General features: G+C 40.6%; 16 protein-coding genes. 3 read left to right on the top strand and 13 right to left on the bottom strand.

Going from position 1 to position 23,151, the window contains the following annotated elements; all coding sequences use genetic code 11:
• Positions 1 to 131 precede the first annotated feature (131 nt).
• The 4 genes from ACNSN3_RS08445 to ACNSN3_RS08430 all read right to left on the bottom strand — a co-directional run bounded on the left by ACNSN3_RS08445 (position 132) and on the right by ACNSN3_RS08430 (position 5,692).
• Entirely contained in the window at positions 132 to 1,646 is a 1,515-nt protein-coding gene (locus ACNSN3_RS08445) for a SpoVR family protein (RefSeq protein WP_418607010.1), read from the bottom strand.
• 18 nt (positions 1,647 to 1,664) lie between these two features.
• Positions 1,665 to 2,948 carry a YeaH/YhbH family protein gene (locus ACNSN3_RS08440; protein ID WP_010388601.1) on the bottom strand — a complete coding sequence of 428 codons (1,284 nt, stop codon included), beginning with the start codon at positions 2,946 to 2,948 and terminating at the stop codon, positions 1,665 to 1,667.
• 31 nt (positions 2,949 to 2,979) lie between these two features.
• Entirely contained in the window at positions 2,980 to 4,902 is a 1,923-nt protein-coding gene (locus tag ACNSN3_RS08435) for a PrkA family serine protein kinase (protein WP_010388602.1), read from the bottom strand.
• Between the two features lie 208 nt (positions 4,903 to 5,110).
• Positions 5,111 to 5,692: a superoxide dismutase gene (locus ACNSN3_RS08430; RefSeq protein ID WP_010388603.1), complete on the bottom strand. Its 582-nt coding sequence runs from the start codon at positions 5,690 to 5,692 to the stop codon at positions 5,111 to 5,113.
• Between the two features lie 264 nt (positions 5,693 to 5,956).
• Here ACNSN3_RS08430 and ACNSN3_RS08425 point away from each other — a divergent pair, with 264 nt between their 5' ends.
• A complete protein-coding gene (locus ACNSN3_RS08425; protein ID WP_024602947.1) occupies positions 5,957 to 6,295 on the top strand; it encodes a Grx4 family monothiol glutaredoxin in 339 nt (112 codons plus the stop codon).
• A 198-nt stretch (positions 6,296 to 6,493) separates the two neighbouring features.
• On the opposite strand, the gene ACNSN3_RS08420 is transcribed toward ACNSN3_RS08425, so the two are convergent.
• The 6 genes from ACNSN3_RS08420 to ACNSN3_RS08395 form a co-directional block, all read right to left on the bottom strand.
• Positions 6,494 to 7,798: a sensor histidine kinase gene (locus ACNSN3_RS08420; RefSeq protein WP_418607008.1), complete on the bottom strand. Its 1,305-nt coding sequence runs from the start codon at positions 7,796 to 7,798 to the stop codon at positions 6,494 to 6,496.
• Positions 7,798 to 9,126 carry a sigma-54-dependent transcriptional regulator gene (locus tag ACNSN3_RS08415; RefSeq protein WP_010388607.1) on the bottom strand — a complete coding sequence of 443 codons (1,329 nt, stop codon included), beginning with the start codon at positions 9,124 to 9,126 and terminating at the stop codon, positions 7,798 to 7,800. Before ACNSN3_RS08415 ends, ACNSN3_RS08420 begins: the two co-directional genes overlap by 1 nt.
• An 85-nt stretch (positions 9,127 to 9,211) precedes the next feature.
• Positions 9,212 to 10,420 carry an ABC transporter permease gene (locus tag ACNSN3_RS08410; protein WP_418607004.1) on the bottom strand — a complete coding sequence of 403 codons (1,209 nt, stop codon included), beginning with the start codon at positions 10,418 to 10,420 and terminating at the stop codon, positions 9,212 to 9,214.
• A gap of 10 nt (positions 10,421 to 10,430) precedes the next feature.
• Positions 10,431 to 11,744, bottom strand: a complete 1,314-nt coding sequence (locus ACNSN3_RS08405) for an ABC transporter permease (protein ID WP_418607002.1) — start codon at positions 11,742 to 11,744, stop codon at positions 10,431 to 10,433.
• Between the two features lie 3 nt (positions 11,745 to 11,747).
• Positions 11,748 to 12,458 carry an ABC transporter ATP-binding protein gene (locus tag ACNSN3_RS08400; protein ID WP_010388610.1) on the bottom strand — a complete coding sequence of 237 codons (711 nt, stop codon included), beginning with the start codon at positions 12,456 to 12,458 and terminating at the stop codon, positions 11,748 to 11,750.
• 35 nt (positions 12,459 to 12,493) lie between these two features.
• Complete coding sequence (locus ACNSN3_RS08395; RefSeq protein WP_010388611.1) at positions 12,494 to 13,750, bottom strand: efflux RND transporter periplasmic adaptor subunit; 1,257 nt, start codon at positions 13,748 to 13,750, stop codon at positions 12,494 to 12,496.
• A 722-nt stretch (positions 13,751 to 14,472) separates the two neighbouring features.
• Between ACNSN3_RS08395 and gltB the strand changes: the two genes are divergently transcribed.
• Positions 14,473 to 18,930, top strand: a complete 4,458-nt coding sequence (gene gltB / locus ACNSN3_RS08390; RefSeq protein WP_418607000.1) for a glutamate synthase large subunit — start codon at positions 14,473 to 14,475, stop codon at positions 18,928 to 18,930.
• Between the two features lie 9 nt (positions 18,931 to 18,939).
• A complete protein-coding gene (locus ACNSN3_RS08385; protein WP_013465171.1) occupies positions 18,940 to 20,355 on the top strand; it encodes an FAD-dependent oxidoreductase in 1,416 nt (471 codons plus the stop codon).
• A gap of 123 nt (positions 20,356 to 20,478) precedes the next feature.
• Here the strand turns inward: ACNSN3_RS08385 and ACNSN3_RS08380 are convergent, their stop codons facing one another.
• From ACNSN3_RS08380 to ACNSN3_RS08370, 3 genes are all read right to left on the bottom strand, one after another.
• Complete coding sequence (locus ACNSN3_RS08380) at positions 20,479 to 20,796, bottom strand: hypothetical protein (RefSeq protein ID WP_138571373.1); 318 nt, start codon at positions 20,794 to 20,796, stop codon at positions 20,479 to 20,481.
• Between the two features lie 47 nt (positions 20,797 to 20,843).
• Positions 20,844 to 22,517: a DNA repair protein RecN gene (recN, locus tag ACNSN3_RS08375; RefSeq protein ID WP_418606997.1), complete on the bottom strand. Its 1,674-nt coding sequence runs from the start codon at positions 22,515 to 22,517 to the stop codon at positions 20,844 to 20,846.
• Positions 22,518 to 22,592: 75 nt separating this feature from the next.
• Entirely contained in the window at positions 22,593 to 23,150 is a 558-nt protein-coding gene (locus tag ACNSN3_RS08370) for a hypothetical protein (RefSeq protein WP_075169079.1), read from the bottom strand.
• Position 23,151 lies beyond the last annotated feature (1 nt).

Raw genomic sequence — 23,151 nt, 5'->3', positions numbered from 1 at the left:
GGGCCTGCTGCGATTGTGGTCGTTTCTCAAACGTGTTCCTTAGAAAAAACCAAGCCTAAATCTCTTAATATTGGAGAAATATAGACAGTATAACCTGCATAAAACTCACAATCAGTTCGCTCTGCATATTTTTACTCTGTTGTATGGCGTGAGTCATCGCTTGGGCATTGACCAATGGTTGAAATATCACCAGAATTTGACTCCTGTTCAAGTTTTACCTTAAAGCCCCATAGTCTGTAAAGGTGTTTTAATACCTCCTCATGGGAGTTGGCCAGTGGAATGGCGTTGTGAGGGATATATCGCAGTGTTAATGAGCGATCTCCACGCAAGTCTACATCGTAAACTTGTATGTTAGGTTCATGATTACTAAGGTTATATTGTGCAGAAAGTGCCTCTCTAACCGCTTTGTAGCCATTATCGTCATGAATAGCGCCTATTTGTAAATGTGGGTTATTAGCATGGTCTACTATAGTAAACAATTTAAAGTCTCTGATCAGTTTTGGCGATAAAAATTGGCTAATAAAACTTTCATCTTTAAAGTTTTGCATTGCAAAGTGAAGAGTTTCAAGCCAGTCACTACCAGCATGTTCAGGAAACCAGCGTTTATCTTCTTCTGTCGGGTTTTCACAAATTCGGCGTATATCTACCATCATATTAAAACCCAGCGCATAGGGGTTAATACCTGAGTAATAATCGCTATTATAAGGGGGTTGATACACAACATTTGTATGGCTTTGTAAAAACTCTAACATAAATGAGTCGGTTAGTTTTCCCTCATCATATAAGTGGTTCAAAATAGTGTAGTGCCAAAAAGTGGCCCAACCTTCATTCATAACCTGTGTTTGTTTTTGCGGATAAAAGTACTGCGATATTTTTCGCACAATACGTACGATTTCTCGTTGCCATGGCTCAAGTAAAGGAGCATTTTTTTCAATAAAATACAGAATGTTTTCCTGTGGCTCTTGCGGAAAGTGGCGCTCACTTTTTTTTGATTCTTGCTGCTGAGAGGGAATGGTACGCCATAGTTCATTAACTTGTGATTGTAAGTACTCAGCCCGTTCTTGCTGGCGTTTTTGTTCTTCAAATAACGAAATACGCTGCGGACGTTTATACCTGTCAACACCATAACTCATTAACGCATGGCAAGAGTCGAGTATGCTTTCTACTTCAGAAATACCGTATTTCTCTTCACAGCGGCTAATATAGTTTTTAGCAAACAATAAATAGTCAATTATAGAACCGGCATCAGTCCATGTTTTAAATAAATAATTCCCCTTAAAAAAAGAGTTATGCCCGTAACACGCATGTGCCATAACCAATGCCTGCATCGGCAGCGTATTTTCTTCCATTAAATAAGCTATACATGGATTGGAGTTAATCACAATTTCATATGCAAGGCCCATTTGACCTCGTTTATAATTTTGTTCTGTTTGGATAAACTTTTTACCGTAAGACCAGTGAGTATAGCCAATAGGCATGCCTACACTGGAGTAAGCATCCATCATTTGCTCAGCAGTGATCACTTCAATTTGGTTAGGGTATGTGTCTAGTTTATAATGCTCAGCAACACGTGCAATTTCATCTTGATATTGCTGAAGTAACTCAAAGGTCCAATCGGGCCCATCACTGATTCGCTCGTTATTCATATTGCTACCTCGCTTTGGCTATGCAGCCCCTTGCTGTTGACGGCCTTTTTTAAATAGCTCCCTAAATATAGGGTAAATGTCTTCAACACCTTGAATATGTTGGATGGCAAAATTACTGTGAGTTTGGCTTATGCTTTGGTACTCGCGCCATAAACTTTGGTGGGCGCGGGTAGTAATTTCTATATAGGCAAAATATCGCACTGCGCTTAACAGTTTGTTACGTAAAATATGCCCACATTGCGGGGTATCATCTGCCCAGTTATCACCATCAGAGGCTTGTGCTGCGTATATATTCCATTCATCAGCATTATAGCGCTCTGCTATTATTTCATTCATCAGCTTAAGCGCACTTGAAACGATAGTACCGCCCGTTTCTTGGGAGTAAAAAAACTCTTGTTCATCAACTTCTTTAGCTTGAGTATGATGACGAATATACACAACCTCAATGTCTTTATAGCTGCGAGTTAAAAACTGATAAAGCAAAATATAAAAGCGTTTTGCCATGTCTTTGGTGGCTTGATCCATTGAACCGGATACATCCATAATACAAAACATTACTGCTTTGCTGGTTGGGTGTGGTTGTTTATTATAGTTACGAAAACGCAAATCGTAGTTATCAATAAAGGGTACCGATTTAATTTGCTGCTTTAGAATGTCGATTTCTTGTTGCAACAATGTCACAGCGGCTTTGTCGCAGTGTGGTTGTTCAAGCAGTAGTGCTAATTGCCCCTCAAGTTCACTAAGGCGGCGCTTTTTTCCTGCGGTCATTGCAATTCTACGAGCTAAAGAGCCTTGTAATGAACGCACTACGTCAATATTACTGGGCATACCGTCGCTGCAAAACCCAGCGCGGTGGGTTTTCATTTGTACGAGCTTATCGAGCTGATTTTCTTGTAAATTAGGGAGTTCTAAATCTTCAAATAACAAATCAAGATATTCGTCTTTAGAAATTGAGAAAACAAAATCATCTTGGCCTTCGCCAGAATCACTCGCTTCACCTTCGCCCGCGCCACCGCCTTGTCCACCTTTAGGTCGCTCAATTTTATCACCAGTAGAGAACTGATCGTTCCCTGGATGTATTTGCTCTCTATTACCGCCTCTACCTTGATGAAAAGTAGGTTCACTAATATCACGCTGTGGAATAGATATACTCTCCCCAGAGCTAGAGTCGGTGACGCTGCGTTTATTTATCGCATCAGACACCGCTTCTTTTATCTGCTTTTTATAACGCCTAATAAAACGCTGGCGGTTAACTGTGCTTTTGTTTTTGCCATTTAAACGCCTGTCGATAAAATGCGCCATAATGACCTCCTAAAAACTGCAATTATGAAGGTTATTGCGATTTTCTAACCCGTAAATACCACTCAGATAGCAAGCGCACTTGTTTTTGCGTGTAGCCTTTTTCAACCATACGGTTAACAAAGTCCTCATGCTTTTGCTGATCCTCAGCTGATGTTTTAGCATTGAATGAAATGACAGGGAGTAAGTCTTCGGTGTTTGAGAACATTTTTTTCTCAATAACAGTGCGTAGTTTCTCATAACTCGTCCATAGCGGATTCTTACCATTATTGTGAGCGCGAGCACGTAGTACAAAGTTAACAATTTCATTTCTGAAATCTTTAGGATTTGAAATACCTGCCGGTTTCTCAATTTTTTCGAGCTCAGCATTAAGCGCATCACGGTCAAACAATTGCCCTGTATCAGGGTCGCGATATTCTTGATCTTGAATCCAAAAATCAGCATAAATAACGTAGCGGTCAAAAATATTTTGTCCGTATTCCGAGTACGATTCTAGATAGGCGGTTTGCAGCTCTTTACCTATAAACTCAACATATTGTGGAATTAAATAGCCTTTTAAAAAGCTTAAATAACGCTCTTCAACCTCGGCACTAAATTGTTCTCGTTCAATTTGTTGCTCAAGTACATAAAACAAATGTACTGGGTTGGCGGCCACTTCGGTGGTATCAAAGTTGAATACGCGAGATAAAATTTTAAACGCAAAACGAGTTGAAAGACCGTTCATGCCCTCATCGACACCAGCGTAATCACGATATTCTTGGTATGACTTAGCTTTCGGATCGGTATCTTTGAGTGTTTCACCATCGTAGACCCGCATTTTTGAGTAAATGCTAGAGTTTTCTGGCTCTTTTAAGCGCGAGAGAGTGGTAAATTGAGCTAAAATTTTAAGTGTTCCTGGCGCACATGGAGCATTATAAAGCTCACTGTGTTCAATCAGCTTATCGTAAATTTTAATCTCCTCGGTCACTCTTAAGCAATACGGGACTTTAACAATATAAACACGGTCTAAAAAAGCTTCGTTGTTTTTATTGTTTTTAAAGGTTTGCCATTCTGACTCGTTGGAGTGGGCGAGTATCATGCCATTAAATGGCAGGGCGCTTATGCCTTCTGTGCCGTTATAGTTGCCTTCTTGTGTGGCTGTTAAAAGCGGGTGTAGCACTTTTATCGGTGCTTTGAACATTTCCACAAACTCCATTAAGCCTTGGTTAGCTAAACATAATGCGCCTGAATAAGCGTACGCATCAGGATCATTTTGCGCAAAGTGTTCAAGCTGGCGGATATCTACTTTACCTACAAGAGCCGAAATATCTTGGTTGTTTTCATCGCCGGGCTCTGTTTTAGCAATCGCTACTTGATTTAAAATTGATGGGAAGCGTTTAACCACTCTAAATTGGCTAATATCACCATTAAATTCTTGTAAGCGTTTTGCGGCCCATGGCGACATCACTGTTTTAAGGTAGCGTGACTTAATTCCATATTCTTTTTCGAGCAGGTTTGCATCTTCAATGGGGTCAAATAATGCCAGCGGATGGTCATTAACTGGTGAGCCTTTAATGGAGTAGATAGGTACTTGTTGCATTAAATACTTTAATTTTTCGGCAATTGATGACTTACCACCACCCACAGGGCCGAGTAAATAAAGTACTTGTTTACACTCCTCTAAGCCTTGTGCTGCATGTTTTAGATAAGACACAATTTGTTCAATAGCGTCTTCCATGCCATAAAAGTCAGCAAATGCTGGGTAACGTGCAACAACACGATTTGAAAATAAGCGACTTAGGCGAGTATCGGTAGCAGTATCTACCATTTTAGGCTCGCCAATGGCCATCAGTAACCTTTCAGGTGCACTGGCATAAGCAGACTTATCGGTTTTACAAATTTCGAGGAATTCAGCAACACTGTACTCTTCTTCTTGTGTTGATTCATAACGTGCTTGGTAGTGATCAAAAATAGTCATAATGACCTCCGAAACCTACTTTGAAGATGTATTCACTATCTAAAGTCTAGTCACGAATTTCATTTTTTGTGCAATAAAATTAAAAATTTATATGAAAAATGATCAAGATGCGCTTTTATAAAACAACCTACGTACAACCATAATCAAATAAAGTAGCGGGCATAAAAAAAGACGCCTAAGCGTCTTTTTAAAACTAGTATTAAACTAATTATGCGAAGTTAGCGTTCGCGAATTCCCAGTTAACTAGTGACCAGAAACCTTTAAGGTAATCTGGACGCACGTTACGGTAATCAATGTAGTATGCGTGTTCCCATAAATCCACAGTTAGGATTGGAGTAACACCTGCATCTGTTAGTGGTGTAGCAGCGTTAGATGTATTAACGATGTCTAGTGAACCATCAGCTAGTTTAACTAACCAAGTCCAGCTTGAACCAAAGTTATTTACTGCTTTGTCGTTTAACGCGTCTTTAAATGCATCAAATGAGCCCCATTTCGCGTTAATTGCATCAGCAATTGCACCTGTTGGAGCGCCACCGCCATTTGGAGATAGGCTGTTCCAGTAGAAAGTGTGGTTCCAGATTTGAGCAGCGTTATTAAATACACCGCCTTCTGAAGAACATACGATTTCTTCAAGTGACTTACCTTCAAACTCAGTGCCTGGGATTAAACCGTTAAGTTTAGTCACATAAGTGTTGTGGTGTTTACCATGGTGAAACTCTAGCGTTTCTTGTGAAATATGTGGCTCAAGTGCATCAATTGCATACGGTAGTGACGGTAGTTCAAATGCCATTTTTTATCTCCATCTTCTTTTGGTTGATAGTCTATTTAGTAATACGTAATGCCTGCGCAAACAGGGCACTTATCTATACCAAACAGGAATATAGTGTTACTATAATTGTTGAGTATTTTACTCAAGTTTTAGCAAACAGCAATGCTCTTGCTAAAGCTAATTAAGATTGAGGCTTTAATTGCCTATTTTAATCTATATATCTGAGGCCACAGTGAAACTTTTTCAAGGCCTAATGTGTTCGCTATCGTCATTTTGAGGTTGTAAATGGAAACCATCGATAAAATTAAACAGCAAATTGCTGAAAACCCAATCATCTTATACATGAAAGGATCACCAAAACTGCCTAATTGTGGTTTTTCTTCACAAGCATCACAAGCGTTAATGTCGTGTGGTGAACCGTTTGCTTATGTAGATATTTTACTAAATCCAGACATTCGTGCAGAGCTTCCTGCGTATGCTAACTGGCCTACCTTCCCACAACTTTGGGTTGAAGGTGAGTTAATTGGTGGCTGTGACATTATCATTGAAATGTTTCAACGTGGTGAATTACAACCACTGATCGCAGAAACAGCTGCAAAGCATAAACCTGCAGACGCTGAATAAGCGTTTAGGTAAAAAAAGCTGCAATTTGCAGCTTTTTTTTATGTCTATAAATTATTTACTCTTGTTGCTTATACGCTAAAAGTAAGGAGTGAGAAGGCAGCTTTACTCGTTTTTACGTAGCTGACTAGGTCACATGCTTTAGAGCGCGATTGAATTGCCCCTAAATTGGGCAAGTTTTCATTCTAAAATAAGCAGTTCTCAGGGTAAACTTACAAAAACACTGATCCCGCCGATTTCACGATTATGCAGGCTAATTTGCCCATGATGGGCTTCAACAATTTCTCGACACAGTGCCAACCCTAATCCACTTCCTGCCACCTTGGTAGAATAAAAAGGGATAAGCGCACTGGCCATAACCGTTTCACTCATGCCTTTTCCTTGATCGCTCACATTAATATGAGTGCCGAGGCTATCTTGTGTTATTTTTAAACTAATATGCTCTGCTAGCGACTCTGATTCATGTGCGTTTTTCAACAGGTTAATGAGCAATTGTTCTATTTGGGTTTTATCGGCTCGTGTGATGATATCTTTTTGAAGGTCGAAATTAAATTGCCATTGGCTTTGTAATTGATCGAGTAATGAACGCCAATCAACCGTTGTTATTTTAGGTGGTGGTAGTTTAGCAAACTTTCCATAGCCTTGAACGAACTCGTTTAAATGCTTTATTCGCTCTTCAATGGTTGTGAAAACGCGTTGTAAACGAGGTTCATCCACTTTCTGCGTTAACAGCTGTGCACTATGTAACATGGATGACATAGGACCTAGTGAGTTATTAAGTTCATGGCTAATGATCCGAATAACCTTTTTCCAAACTTCAACTTCTTGGCGGCTCAATTCGCGGGTCAATTGTTTAAATACAAACAACCTGTGGTGTTGGTTGTTAAGCAATAAGCGACCCATTGAAAGGTGCCATGTTTGCGGTTCTTGTTCTGCTTTATCGAGAATAAATAAACCATCTACGCCTTTATTAACGGCATTAATTATTTGCTGTGGGGCTTTAGACAATAATGGTGAGATTTTCTCGCCTTCAAGGGCTGTACTTGCATTAAAAAAATCTCTCGCACTATGGTTACTATAAACAATAAAATCATTGTCATTTACCAATAATACAGCTTGAGGGGCGTTTTGTAATACTTTATCAAGCATCAACTCTCGTTGGTAAACCCATTGCTTTTCTTGTCTTAATTGCTTTGCAGTTTGATTGTAAAGCTGACACAAATGACCTAATTCATCATTATGGTTATAGGCCAGTAAAGTCGATAGTTCCCCATCTTTAAAATTTAATAAGCCAGTTTCTAATGAAGTAATACCTTGGACCAGTTTACCGCTGAGTCGATGAGCCAATAAGCTACTTAGAGTGGCTGTGAAAATAACACTTACTGTTGTTTTTATAGCGTCAACACCCAGCAGCCAACAACAGATAAAAACAGGGATCACAGAGGAAAATACACATACTAAAATCACTTTAGAAGTTAAAGAGAAGCGGTATCTTGATTTTTTCATCAGTAGGCAATCTCAAACTTATCAAGACGACGGTAGAGTGCTTGTCGGCTGAGTCCAAACTCACGTGCTACTTTGGCAATCACCCCTTTATGTAAACGCATGGCATCCTCAATTTGTTGTTTGTTAGGCTCTACTTTTTGAGTGTGTGTTTGAGGCGTAATAGGAGTTAAACCAAAGTCGTCGATGCTTATCTCACCGCTGGGTTTGAGCACACTGACACGTTTACATGCATTTTCAAGTTCACGAACATTACCGGGCCATGAATGGGCTAAAAGTAGGTTTTCGCATTGTAAGTCCAGCTCACGTTCTACTAAAAAATGACGAATAAGAGGAAGTATGTCATCCGGTCGCTGATTAAGACTTGGCAGGTTAAGTTCAATTACATTTAAGCGGTAGTATAAGTCTTCTCTAAACAGCCCTTTGCTGATTGCATCTGTTAGGTTTTCATTGGTCGCTGATATTACACGGACATTAACTTTTCGGGTCTGGGTTGAACCTAAGCGCTCGAATTCTCCCGTTTGTAAAATCCGTAGGAGCTTCATTTGTCCTGATAAAGGGAGATTACCTATTTCATCTAAAAATAATGTGCCACCATCAGCCGCTTCAAATCGACCAATCCTTTGTTTTGTGATCCCTGTAAAAGCACCTGCTTCTGCACCAAATAATTCTGCTTCTATTAGTTGATGGGGAAGGGCACCTGCATTGACCGTAATAAACGCAGCATTTTGGCGAGGTGAGTTTGCTTGAATAATTTGTGCTATGCGCTCTTTACCACTGCCATTTGGGCCTGTTATTAATACAGAGACATCAGATTTGGCGACTTGTAATGCCATTTTAACTAATTGCTCCATGGCCGTACTGCGATAAATTAAACCTACTAAATTAGCATTTTCTATAGATGCCTCACGCTCTTGCTGGTGGCGCAATAAGGTTTGATTTTGTTTTTTTGTCTTTCCTAGTTCAATTAGGTTATTAACACAGGTAAGAAGCTTGGCATCATCCCATGGTTTTGGTAAATAATCAGCCGCACCGGCTTTGACAAGTTCAACGGCTGTTTCAAGCTCAGTCCATGCAGTGATCAGAATAATGGGCAGATGGGGATTTAGCTCTCTAAGTTGATAAAAGAGTAACTTTCCCTCTTCTCCTGAAGTTGTGTCGTTACTAAAGTTCATATCTTGAAGTACAAGTGCAATACGCTGGTATTGCACAATTTGAATAGCTTCAAATGGGCTATTTGCAGTAACCACTTTATAGTCGTGAATCTCTAGCAATAATGACAAAGCATCTAAAATTGCAGGATTATCATCAACGATAAGTATTTTTTCCATGTTAATTTAATCGCTGTTTATTATTATTTAAATATTGAAAATGCTACACCGCGTTTAGCCAGTGTAGCATAGGTTGGGAGCTGTGCTATATGGTTCGGGTTGCGATACTCGGCGAAATATTTGCCGCGCGTTTAGCTGGGCCAAATACAGCCAAAAGACTCATTGTAAACACCATGACTGCCGTGACAGCAATATAACTTGATGGTAATGCCGCTATTGAAAAATGTTGCATTAATAACTGACCGAGTAAAAGTGCTGAAATAGCACCTAAAAATAAGCCAGCAATGCAAATCAGCGCATTTTCAACTAAAAAATAATTAACAATTGCAGATTTACGAGCGCCTAAAGCACGACGGGTTCCAATTTGCTTGGTACGTTTGTTTATATTAAATAGCGTCAAACCAAAAATGCCCAGTGCGGTTACCAATACCAGTATGGTTATGAGCACAATTAACATACGCATCATAAGTTTATCTGCAGCCATATATTGATCTTTAAGTTCATCAAGACCTTTAATATTGTTGATCACCCGCTTGCTATAATTATTTAGCATCGCATTTTCGATTTGTTTCATTACAGCTGCGCGTTGTCCTGGCTTTGTTCTTACAGCAAATTGTGCGTAAGTTTTGCCTTGAATATACGGAATAAGCGCGACATTATTGGGGTGACTATCTTTTAGCCAAGGGCCTTTCATTGGCGCTGTGATCCCAATAATTTGTAGGGGTAAGTCACCAAAATAAACGGTCTTACCAAGGCCATTGCCCTCAGGGAAAAGCTCATTGGCTAACGCCTCAGTAACGACAGTGACATTAGTTGTTCTATCTGTCGGTGAATTTGTAATGAGTACTTCAGCCTCAGTAAAATTACGCCCAGCAATTAATTTTACGCCATATGTGTCTAGGCCGTGCTCATCAATAAAAAAGTAAGCAGTGCGCACATTTTTGCTTTCTTGTGGTGCAGGTTTTAAATTAAAGCCGGAAGCGCTGCCACTACCAGATAACGGAATACTGCTACTTTGCGCTGCACTCTCAACCCCTGGTAGGGCTCTTAACATGGCTTCATCTAGTTCAAACTGCTGGCTAGCATCAACGTCTTTCCCAAAGGTCATCACATTGAACTTAAACAAGTCTTGCTCTGGATAGCCGGTTTCTTGGTTTAAAAAAGCGATTCTATCTTGAATGATAAACGCCGCATTGCTGACAATGGCTGTCGTAATTGCAATTTGAATTAAAAGTAATATTGCGCCTACCTTTGAGCGGCAAAGGGAATGAAATATTGGTTTTATTTCTAACATGATTAGCTCCTCATTGGCTCTTAAGGTAAATGGCAGGGTTGGTTTTACACACTAGCCAAGCAGGGTAAAGCCCAGCAATAATGCAAGTAGTTATTGCGATAACTGGGGCACTTAATAACATGGCTAAATCCATCGTGGCTATGTTTTTGTAATATTCGTAACTTTGCCTTACCCCGAGAAGGCCAATTTGTGCAAGTACAATACCGAGCAACCCGCCGATAAAACCAAGCATGGCTACTTCTACTAAATGCTGTAGAAAGACTTGTCGCTTACTTGCCCCGAGTGCTCGACGCACGCCGACTTCTGGAGCACGGCGTAAAAACTTTGCTAGTAATAATCCTAAAATATTAGCTAAACACACCGCTAAAAACATAAAGCTTAAACTAACCAGTATTTTGTTATCTTCACTAACGACATTGTTGTATTCCATCCATTGGTTTACATCACGTAGGCTATATTCAGGTTTCTCTCGCGTGAAGCGGCCACGTTTTTTTTGCTCTTCAATGTAAGAGGTGAGGTAATCACCGTAAGCGGTTTTTTGCTCTGGTGTATCAAGCTGAGCCCAAAATTGGATCCACACTATTTCCGATTGCAATCTATCGGCATAGGTATTTATATTTTCATGTTTCCAGCCATTGCTATTGCCCCAGCTGGTGAGCTCTTTTGCTTTAATTAAACTAAAGGGTAAAAATAGGTCTGCTATTTTATCAAAAGCGCCGTTATTTAAATCGTAATATTTAAGGTTGAGGGGCCAGTCATCAATAACACCGACAATTTGGTAGCTATCGTCATCCAAATAGACTAGTTTGCCGATGGAGTTCTTACCCGCAAACAACTTATCGTTCAGCTCTTTTGAAATCACCAAAACAGGGGCTGCAGATTGCTCTTGTTGTACACTCCACACACCGCCATAAATAAATGGCACATCAAACATGCTAAAAAAATCGGGTGTGGTCATGCGTGCTTCACCAGTAAACGGCTTAACTTTATCTGAGTCTAAATACACCGAGAAGCCAGTGCGCATCATGGCCACTTTTTTATCTGGAGTAGGCGCATTATGTAAATTTACGGCATCTTGATAAGTCAATTGCATGGGGATATCGTCACCCGTCCACCACGTGTGACCTTCATCCATGGTTTGTAATTGTACGTTATACAATTGACTGCTTTTATGCGGGATCGGATCTGCTGACATCATATGATAAACGCTTAAACTGGTCATGGTTACACCAATCCCAATGGCAATCGCCAGCACCATTAAGAAACTCACCAGAGGAGTGCGCTTAAAGCTACGCCAACTTAAATCGAGGTAATGTAATAGCATGGCTTACGCTCCTGCAACATTTTTAAGGTTTTGTGCGCCTTGATACAGCGTAAAGTCGGCAAGTTGTCCATCGACCACCTGAATGTTTCTTGGCGCTCTGCGAGCAAGCTCAGGATCATGGGTCACCATAATGATGGTCGCGCCATCGCGATTGATTTGTTCAAGCAGCTCCATTACTTGACGAGCCATAAGGCTGTCGAGATTACCGGTTGGTTCATCGGCAAGTAAAAATCGTGGCTCGCCAGCAAGCGCGCGTGCTATGGCTACTCGTTGTTGCTGTCCGCCAGAGAGTTGCTGTGGCAAATGTTTTGCCCGAGAGGCAAGACCAACTTGTTCTAAACATTTTTCAATGCGACGTTTACGCTCTGCGGCTTTAATACCTCTATAACGTAGCGGTACTTCAATATTTTCATATAAGTTTAAGTCAGGTATTAAATTGAACCCTTGGAAGATAAAGCCTATTTTTTGATTTCGACAATCTGCGCGCTGGTTATCGTTTAACTTACCTACATCAATTCCATCAAGTAAATATTCACCTGCAGAGAAGGGTTCTAACATTCCAGCTATATTTAAAAAGGTCGTTTTTCCTGATCCGCTAGGGCCTGTAACAGCAATAAATTCGCCTTCATCAACGTGTAGATTAAAATCACGTAATGCATGGGTTTGAACCATTTCTGTTTGATATACTTTACTTATATTATTCATCTTTAACATGCTTTTTCCTTTTGTTGTTTGGTTCTACGCGATTGTTAGCGAAGTAATAATGTGTGTGTGTGTTTGAAACTGTTATAGCTTGAGATAATCAATTCATCGCCAGCTTGAACCCCTGAGATTAACTCAACCGCATTAATGCTGGTTGCACCAATTGAAATATCAATGAGCTGAGCTGTATCACCGGTAATTTTATAAACCTGTGTACCGCCTTGTTGTAAAAATGCCCCACGCTTAACTTGTAAAACATCGTCACGATTTTCTAATAAAATACGTGCTGTTAATCGTTGGTTTTGTCTGATACCCGTCATGTCTTTGTCAAAACGTACACGCGTTGTGACTTCTCTATTATTTACTTCTGGTGAAATGGCAGAGAGGGCGCCCATCACTTTGCTAGCGCCCATTGTTATCTCTACGTCCATACCTAAACCAAGCTCATTTGCATAACTTTCAGGGACTTGTAGCTCTGCTTCAAAATTACTCAAATCAACTAAAGTCATTAATGGTTGGCTTTGTGTTACCGCTTCTCTTTGTTGAACTAGTAAGTTACCTACAATCCCTGACACAGTGGCTTTAATTGTTAAGTTATTAACTTTACGAAGTAGATCATCGACAATCAGTTGTTGACGAGTGACATCTCGTTTAGCGGCCTGTAGTTCAAAAGCAAGTGTATCTTTGGACAATTCAACTTCTTGCTCTGCATGTTTATAAGAGAGTTTTGCACGGGCAAGCTCATCAATGGCTTTTTCGTGATCAATTTGACTGATCACATTTTTTTGCATTGATAAGGCCGCTCTGCGATTTTCTCTATCGGCAGCGTTTAACTCTACTTGTGCTAGATCAAGTGCTTTATTTAAGCTTAATGATTGGCGGCGTGCCTCAAGGTGTTTACGTTGTAGCTCGCCCTCAAGACGAGCTAAAACAGACTGTTGCTGCTTTAATTCGTTTGTGAGCTCAGGACTATCAACCATGGCTATTACATCATGCAGTTTTACTGAGTCACCAGCATTAACCTTCAATGAAACAAAGCCTCGTTCAGGGCTGTAAACTTTTGGTGCTCTGGCGGCCACAATTTTACCGCTGGCTGCAACATCGCGTATTAGCGATTGGCGCACCACCGTGGCTATTTGTAGGCTTACTCTATCAACCGAGATAGTACCTTCTTGATCAGCATTTAATAGTGCATATACACATAGAGCAACTAGGCCCACAATAAATATAAACAGCCTGATGTATTTTTTAAAATTTATAGGTCGTGAGATTTGCGTGTCTTGCCCGCTAGTGTCTTTAATCATTATTCATTCTCTTAGTGTTTTTCAAACACAGTAATCATTAGCGAGGCAATAAACAGAATAATTGGTGAAATTAAAAATAAGCCAATAGTAAACATTCGAACAACCTCAAAATTTATATAGTTATGCTGTATTCGAATAGCATGCCATTTTTTATCTTATTGAATTTATTTGATTTTTAACTTTACCCTTGTTGTTTTACATGTCCGCGGACATAAAAAGTGTCCGCTGCGGGCACTTTTTTGATTTGTCTATGGGATGAGGTTACCTCAACGTAAAGCAAAGCAAGTTGTTAATTAATGCATAACATGAGGGGAGCGTTTAAATCTATTGAATAAACTATGCGCTAATAGAAGCCGCTGTAATTAAATGTCGTGTTCAGATGAATTACTAATACAGCACAAAAGAGGAAATAGCCTCTAATGAATAGTTATTCATTTTTATCTCACCTTACGTTTACGTAAACTGCTAGTCGCGCATGCTTTTTGTTTACAAGTTTTTAAAAATAACACCGGTGTCAATCTATTTTTCGATTCGATATCTATGCAAATGTTAATGGTTGGCATTATTTTATGATTTTTAATTAAGTTGAAATATATTCAATATAATGAATATGTATTCATAAAGATATTGACTCAAGGGTGGAATAACGCTAATTTTGTTCGTCTGTTAGCAAATCGTCGAGCCGTTCATCCACGTTAACAGCGCAGCAAGGGGAGGGGTCCATGTTATATGACTCAAAACTAGAAAAAGATAATTGTGGCTTTGGCTTAATAGCCCAAGTTAATAACCAAGCGAGTCACCGACTCATTCGTACGGCGATCACCGGTTTAGATCGCATGCAGCACCGCGGTGGTATTTCTGCTGATGGTAAAACGGGTGATGGTTGTGGCTTGTTATTACAAAAACCAGACAGCTTCTTTCGGGCTATTGCTGCCGAGAATAATTGGCATTTAGGTAAAAATTACGCCGTTGGGATGATCTTCCTCAATGCTGATCCGGTACTAGCACAAGCAGCCAAAGATGTTTTAAGCGAAGAACTAGAAAAAGAAACGCTAAATATTTTGGGCTGGCGTGTGGTTCCAACTGATCCATCAATGTTAGGACCTATTGCTCTAAAACAATTGCCAGGTTTTGAACAAATTTTTATTAGTGCGCCAGAAGGTTGGCGTTCTAAAGATTTAGAACGCCGCTTGTATGTTGCACGTCGTCGTGCAGAAAAGCGCCTAATGGACGATGAATCATTTTATATTGCGAGTTTATCTGGGCTAGTCACAATATATAAAGGCTTAATGATGCCTGCTGACTTGCCTAATTTTTATCTTGATCTTGCGGATATTCGCATGACCAGTGCTATTTGTGTTTTTCATCAACGCTTCTCTACAAACACACAGCCTCGCTGGCCTTTAGCGCAACCATTTCGTTATTTAGCGCACAATGGTGAAATTAATACTATTGAAGGTAATCGCCAATGGGCACGTGCCCGTTCTTATAAATTTGCTTCGCCACTTATTCCTGATTTACAAAGCGCAGCGCCGTTTGTTAATGAGACAGGGTCTGACTCATCTAGCCTCGATAATATGCTGGAGCTATTTTTAGCTGGTGGTATGGATTTATTCCGTGCGATGCGCATGCTAGTGCCGCCAGCATGGCAAAAAAATCGAGCTATGGATGACGACTTACGTGCGTTCTATGATTTTAACTCTATGCATATGGAACCGTGGGATGGCCCTGCAGGCATTGTTATGTCTGATGGGCGCTTTGCAGCCTGTAACCTAGACCGTAATGGTTTGCGTCCAGCGCGTTATATTATTACTCAAGATGGTTTTATTACTTTAGCTTCTGAGGTGGGAATTTGGGATTACACCGCTGACGAGGTGGTAGAAAAAGGACGTGTTGGCCCAGGCGAGCTACTGGTTATTGATACCAAACTCGGAAAAATTTGGCATTCAGATGAAATTGACCAAGACTTAAAATCACGCCACCCTTATAAATCGTGGTTAGAAGAAAACGTTAAACGCTTAACACCTTTTGAAGCACTGACTGAGCAAGATGCAGGTAATCGCTCATTCGATGATGCAACTCTAGTCAAATATCAAAAGATGTTTGGCTATACTAATGAAGAGCTAGACAGTGTTATTCGTGTTATGGGTGAAAATGGTCAAGAAGCTACCGGTTCAATGGGTGACGATACGCCGTTTGCCGTCCTAAGCGAAGGGCATCGTTCACTTTACGATTATTTCCGCCAGAAGTTTGCCCAAGTGACTAATCCGCCAATTGATCCGTTACGTGAAAACCATGTAATGTCGTTGGCAACGTGTATTGGCAGTGAACAAAACGTATTTAATGAAACGACAGGGCATGCTAAACGCCTGCAATTTGATACACCTATTTTAATGTATGCTGACATGCAGCAGCTACTCAATGCCGATGAAGCACACTACAGTTACTGTAAGATTGACATTACTTACACCGTAGAAGAAGGCCTTGAAAACGCCGTTAAGCGTGTTTGTGATGAAGCACAAGAAAAAGCAGCATCAGGCTGCATTATGCTGGTATTAACGGATCGTAACTTTGATGACAATCAATTACCTATTCCTGCAGCTATGGCGGTGGGTGCGGTACAAAAACGCTTGGTAGATAATAACTTACGCTGTGAGTCTAACATAATTATTGAAACCGGCAGCGTTCGTGACGCGCATCAATTTGCTGTTCTACTTGGCTTCGGTGCAACCGCAATCTACCCGTATTTAGCGTATGAGTCACTTGTGGCCATGAGCGATACTAAAGTGATTAATAAGTCATACTGCGAAGTGACACTGGCTTATCGTCAAGCAATTAATAAAGGCTTGTACAAAATCATGTCGAAAATGGGTATTAGCACCGTGGCTTCATATCGTTGTTCGATGTTGTTTGAAGCGGTTGGCTTATCGGACGCGATTGTTGAGATGTGTTTTAAGGGCGTTGCAAGTCGCATAAAAGGGGCGTGTTTTAGCGACTTCGATGACGATCAGCAAAGCTTGCATAAACTGGCGCTTAGTAAACGTAAATTATTAAGCCATGGCGGTTTATTCAAATACGTTCACGGCGGCGAGTATCATGCTTACAACCCTGATGTGATTCAAACGTTACAAAAAGCAGTACGTAGCGGCGAGTATAGTGATTACAGCGAATACGCAAAGCTAGTTAATCACCGTCCAGTCGCGACTTTGCGCGATATGTTGGCTTTAAAACTACCTGAAAAGGGTATAAGCATTGATGCCGTCGAGCCTGCCACTGAGCTTTATAAACGTTTTGATTCTGCAGCGATGAGTATTGGTGCATTATCACCAGAGGCGCATGAAGCACTAGCCATTGCTATGAACCGTTTAGGTGGTTGCTCAAATTCTGGCGAAGGTGGCGAAGATAAACTTCGTTACGGTACAGAAAAAAATTCACGGATTAAACAAGTGGCCTCTGGTCGATTTGGTGTAACACCTCATTATTTACGCAGTGCGGATGTCATTCAAATAAAAGTGGCTCAAGGCGCTAAGCCGGGCGAAGGCGGGCAGTTACCAGGTGAAAAAGTAACGCCCTATATTGCCAAGCTTCGTTACTCGGTACCGGGTGTGACACTAATTTCACCGCCACCGCATCATGATATTTACTCTATTGAAGATTTAGCCCAGCTTATTTTTGATTTAAAGCAAGTAAACCCGAATGCACTGATTTCGGTAAAACTGGTGTCTGAACCGGGCGTAGGAACAATTGCAACCGGTGTTGCAAAAGCGTATGCCGATCTAATTACTATCTCAGGGTACGATGGTGGCACAGGTGCAAGTCCCTTAACCTCGGTTAAATATGCTGGCAGCCCATGGGAGCTTGGCCTTGCCGAAACGCAACAAGCACTTGTTGAAAATGGCCTTCGTCATCGTATTCGCCTGCAAACAGATGGGGGGTTAAAAACCGGGCTTGATATCATCAAAGCAGCCATTTTAGGCGCTGAAAGTTTTGGTTTTGGTACCGGACCCATGGTGGCGTTAGGCTGTAAATACTTACGAATTTGTCACTTAAATAACTGTGCTACTGGTGTGGCAACCCAAGACGATACACTGCGCCAAAAGCATTATCACGGCTTACCAGAAATGGCGATGAACTACTTTAAGTTTATAGCTCAAGAAGCGCGTGAAATTATGGCAAGTTTAGGTGTTGCAAACCTAACCGATTTGATTGGTCGCTTAGATTTACTCGAAACCATTGAAGGCAAAACAGCCAAACAGCAAAAAATAGATTTATCAGCGGTTATCGCTCAGCCGAACAACCCAACGGGTGAAACACTGTTTTGCAGTGCACCAAATAGCTCGCACTATTTAGGTGAATTAAATGAGAGCTTGCTAGGCAAGGCAAAAGAGGCAATTGATAATTCAAGCGGCATTTCATTAGTGAGTCGTATATGTAATACCGATAGATCGGTTGGCGCAATGCTTTCTGGTTATATTGCTGATAAGCACGGTAATCAAGGTATGGCAGCAGATCCAGTGGTGATTGAACTTCATGGTACAGCTGGCCAGTCATTCGGGGTATGGAATGCTGGCGGCCTTGAAATGACTCTAGTTGGTGATGCTAACGATTACGTTGGTAAAGGGATGGCGGGCGGTAAGCTAGTCGTTCGCCCACCACTGGGTTCGTCATTTGAAAGTCACAAAGCAACCATCGTAGGTAATACCTGTTTATATGGTGCCACTGGCGGTAAATTGTTTGCAGCCGGATGTGCTGGTGAGCGTTTTGCTGTGCGTAATTCGGGTGTGCAAGCTGTTGTTGAAGGTGTTGGTGATAATGGTTGTGAATATATGACCGGTGGCGTGGTATGTGTACTTGGTAATGTAGGAGTTAACTTTGGTGCAGGTATGACCGGTGGTTTTGCTTATATTTTAGATGAACGAGGTGATTTTGAGAAACGCATTAACCCAGAGTTGGTTGAAGTGGTTACTTTAGATGATTTGAGTTCACATCAAGAGCATTTACGCGGCTTAATTGCTGACCATTTAGAGCTAACAGGCTCATGCAGAGCAGAAACTATTTTAGCTAACTTTGAACTTTATTTACCGATGTTCAAATTAGTAAAACCTAAATCAAGTGACGTAAAAAGTTTACTCGGGCATCGCGCTCGCAGTAGCGCCGAACTACGTGTTCAAGCGCAATAAGGGGGCAGTATGAGCGAAAATGTATATCAATTTATAGACGTGCAGCGTGTAGACCCACGCAAGAAACCAATCTCGTCGCGTAAAAAATCGTTCGTAGAAATTTATGAACCCTTTTCAGAAAACCAAGTTAATTCACAGGCAGATCGCTGCCTTGATTGCGGTAACCCTTATTGTGAGTGGAAATGTCCAGTACATAACTATATTCCACAATGGTTAAAACTGATCCGTACAGGGCGCATTTTAGAGGCCGCTGAGCTTTCGCACCGTACTAACAGTTTGCCAGAGGTGTGTGGAAGAGTATGCCCACAAGACCGCTTATGCGAAGGCTCATGTACGTTAGATGAAGAGTTTGGAGCGGTAACAATCGGTAATATTGAAAAATATATCACCGATACCGCGTTCAAAATGGGCTGGAAGCCAGACATGTCTTATGTGACATGGACTGATAAAAAAGTGGCTATTATTGGTGCTGGGCCAGCAGGGTTAGGTTGTGCTGATATTCTAGTACGTAATGGCGTAAAGCCTGTGGTATTTGACCGTCACCCTGAAATTGGTGGGCTGTTAACCTTTGGTATTCCTTCTTTTAAATTAGAAAAAGAAGTCATGCAAAAACGTCGCGAAATATTTACCGAAATGGGTGTTGAATTTAAACTTAATGTCGAAGTAGGTAAAGACATTAGCATGGATGAAATTCTTAATGAGTATGACGCTGTATTTTTGGGAGTGGGGACTTATCAAAGTATGCGTGCAGGGCTTGAGAACGAAGATGCACCGGGGGTGCATGATGCCCTGCCATTCTTAATTGGTAACACTAATCGTGTTATGGGTTACGATGAGTCTAAACAAGCTTGCATTGATATGGCAAACCAAAAAGTAGTGGTACTAGGTGGTGGTGATACAGCAATGGACTGTGTGCGTACCTCCATTCGTCATAACGCGTTAAAAGTAACGTGTGCTTATCGTCGTGATGAAGAGAACATGCCTGGTTCAAAACGCGAAGTAAAAAATGCAAAAGAAGAGGGCGTAATTTTTACTTATAACGTTCAGCCAAAAGGGATTGTACTTGATGACAAAGGTGCTGTAGCCGGCGTTAAAATGGTAAAAACTCAGCTTGGCGAGGCAGATGAAAACGGCCGCCGTCGTGCTGAAGAAGTCCCCGGATCAGAGCACATTATTGAAGCCACACAAGTGATTATGGCATTTGGTTTTAAGCCACATAAAATGGACTGGTTAGAACAGTACGATGTAGAAATTAACCACTGGGGCGGTATTAATGCACCTGAGCAAGGTGAATTTACACATCAAACCACTAATCCTAAAATATTTGCTGGTGGTGATATTGTTCGTGGCTCAGACTTAGTGGTTACTGCTATATTTGAGGGGCGTAATGCTGCAGAAGGCATTATGGATTATTTAAAAGTGTAAATAATTCTTTTGTTAGAATGGAGTCATAAGCAAACCTTCGGGTTTGCTTTTTTATTCCCTCAGTTTTACAAATAAAAATGCCCACAATACACAGGTTGCGGGCATTTTTAAACGCTATGTTAGTTAATCCATCGAGAAGTGATCAAGGCTCGGTTTCACTCTGGCTTGTCGACGTTTCACACTTTTATAGCAGATAACGTTACAAACAAGCTGTAGGCCAATAACCAACAAACTAAGTGTTATTAAGCCACTAATGGCTGTGCTGCTAAAAACTAACATAACAGCAATAACAATATGTACAATTAATGCCACATTTAAAAAACGATATAATCCTTGTTTAAATTGTGTGTGTTTAAACTTGCTAAACATGGCTAAAAGTACACTAACTATAAGTAGTAGCCAGTTAATTGCTAAGCCAAAATAAATGACCGTTGTTTGCATCAAGGTATCCTCACCGTATCAAGATAACGCACTATAAATGTATAATTTTATCCGTGCGCTTTTATAAGCTCTTTCGCATTGGCTTTAGCTGTTTTGCTAATGTTATCACCACCCAGCAAACGCGCAATTTCATTAACCCTGCCATCTTTATTTAATGCCAGCATATGAGTAAACGTTTCACCGTCTGCAATTTCTTTGGCAACAAAAAATTGCTGATGAGCGCTACTGGCCACTTGCGGTAAATGGGTTACACAAATTACTTGTGTCGATTTACCTAATTGGCGCAGCAGTTTACCAACTGCAGCAGCTGTAGGGCCAGAAATACCGACATCTACTTCATCAAATATAAGTGTTGGAGTCGTTACTTTTTGGGCAATAATAACTTGAATAGCCAAACTAATGCGTGATAACTCACCACCAGAGGCTACTTTTGCTAAAGGTTGTAATGGTTGCCCTGGGTTTGTTGATACTAAAAACGATACATTATCAAAACCTAAGCTGTTTGGAGAGCGATCGGTATGTGCTGTAAGGGCTATTTCAAAAACGCCATTTTCCATAGATAAATTAGCCATGCTTTCGCTGATCAAGCCATTAAGTGTATTAGCGTATTGATGACGGCTAGCACTTAATTCCTCACTAGCCGTTTGATAATCTTCAAGAGCTGCTGAAATTTCACCTTCAAGCTGTTCGAGGCGCGAACTATTACTGCTTATAGAGTCTAGTTCTTGTGTTACATTTTGATGAAACTCAACGAGCTCTTGTGGCTTTATATGGTGTTTTCTTGCTAAATCCATAGCGCCACCAAGTCTGTTTTCTACTTCCGTTAAGCGAGTAGGATCTAAGTCAGCTTGTTCAGTATAATTGCGTATTTCTCTGCTTGCTTCTTCAACTTGAACCGCTGCTTCTGTCAGTAATGCTGCTACATTGGCCAGGGTTTCATCATAATGTGCAAGTTCATTAAATTGTTGTGCGCTGTGTTGTAAAAGAGAGCACGCATTTTGCTCATCACTTTCGTATAAATGTTGTAGCTCGCGCTGACAAGATTGCAAAATAGTTTGGCTGTTACTGAGCTTATAATGCTCTGCTTCTATTTGTTCAAACTCACCAGCTTGCAACGCAAATTCATCAAGCTCAGCCACTTGATATTCTAATAATTGTTTTTGCGCAGCTTGTTGTTGTTGTTGGTGTTCTAGTTGTTTAAATTCTTTTTGTAAATCAGCATAACGTTTATAGCGTTGGCTTACAGCATTAACTAGATTTTGGTGCCCGGCGTAAGCATCCAGTAGCTGTAATTGATGCTCTGCTTTTAATAGATGCTGGTGTGCATGTTGACCGTGTATAGAAATTAAATATTGGCCTAGCTCTTTTAGCTGTGCAGCGGTGACAGGGCTACCATTAATGTAGCTTTTGCTGCGGCCATTCTTGCAAACAACTCTACGAAGTAGACATTCGTTATCGTCATTATTAAGCATGTTCTCTTCTAGAAATGCATGGGCGTGTGGCAAATTGCTTAAATCAAATTGCGCACTTACCTCGGCTTTATCAGTGCCTGGGCGCACAGCTGAAGCCTCTGCTCGTTCTCCAAGGCACAATGATAACGCATCAATAGCGATTGATTTACCCGCACCCGTTTCACCGGTAATAGCGGTCATGCCCGAATGCCATTCAGTGCTTAAATTACTTACAATTGCAAAATTTTTAATTTCTAAACCAATTAACATACTGTTCATCCATCCAGTGAATTAACTGTTAATTTATACAGTGTTTTGGTTTATTGCAAATTAAATTTCTATATTTTAAGCAAGGCTGGACTCAATTAGTGTTTTTTTTTCTTCATCAATAGGGAGGGTTTCATCGTTAAGATCAATATTATCAACTGGTTGTATGTTGTCTTCAGTTTTCAACTTTAAGATTAACGTAGGAAGGACTTCTTGGTAAAAATTTTTATTGTATAAAATACCTTGAGCTGGCAACTCTGCTATAAAATATTGAGTGCTGTCGGCAAATGCTTGGCTATTATTACTTTTATAGGTTTTTATAAGCTCTTCGTTAAGTATGTTAATAAGTTGGTCACATAACGATTCCAACTTAACTAAATTTTCATCGGTGTGAGGCTGTACCACGAAAAAGTTACTTACAACTGCTTGAATTCGAGGAAGGTGCTTAGCACTGATGACATTTGCATCAAGTAATTCGTTTAGTTTTATTTTTAAACGTGATTGAGTACTTGCTACGCGCTCGTTAAACAGTTTTTTCTTTGCTTCAATGGTTTTTTTTCGATTACTCTCAATTAGCAAGTAACTGCCAAGTAAAGTAATTAATAATAATAAAGCAAGAAACACTACATAAGTCATT

It is taken from the genome of Pseudoalteromonas sp. US3C1004 (genome assembly GCF_048401065.1).
In the GTDB taxonomy this organism is placed as follows: domain Bacteria; phylum Pseudomonadota; class Gammaproteobacteria; order Enterobacterales; family Alteromonadaceae; genus Pseudoalteromonas; species Pseudoalteromonas undina.
This window is presented reverse-complemented; position numbering and strand designations above follow the sequence as displayed.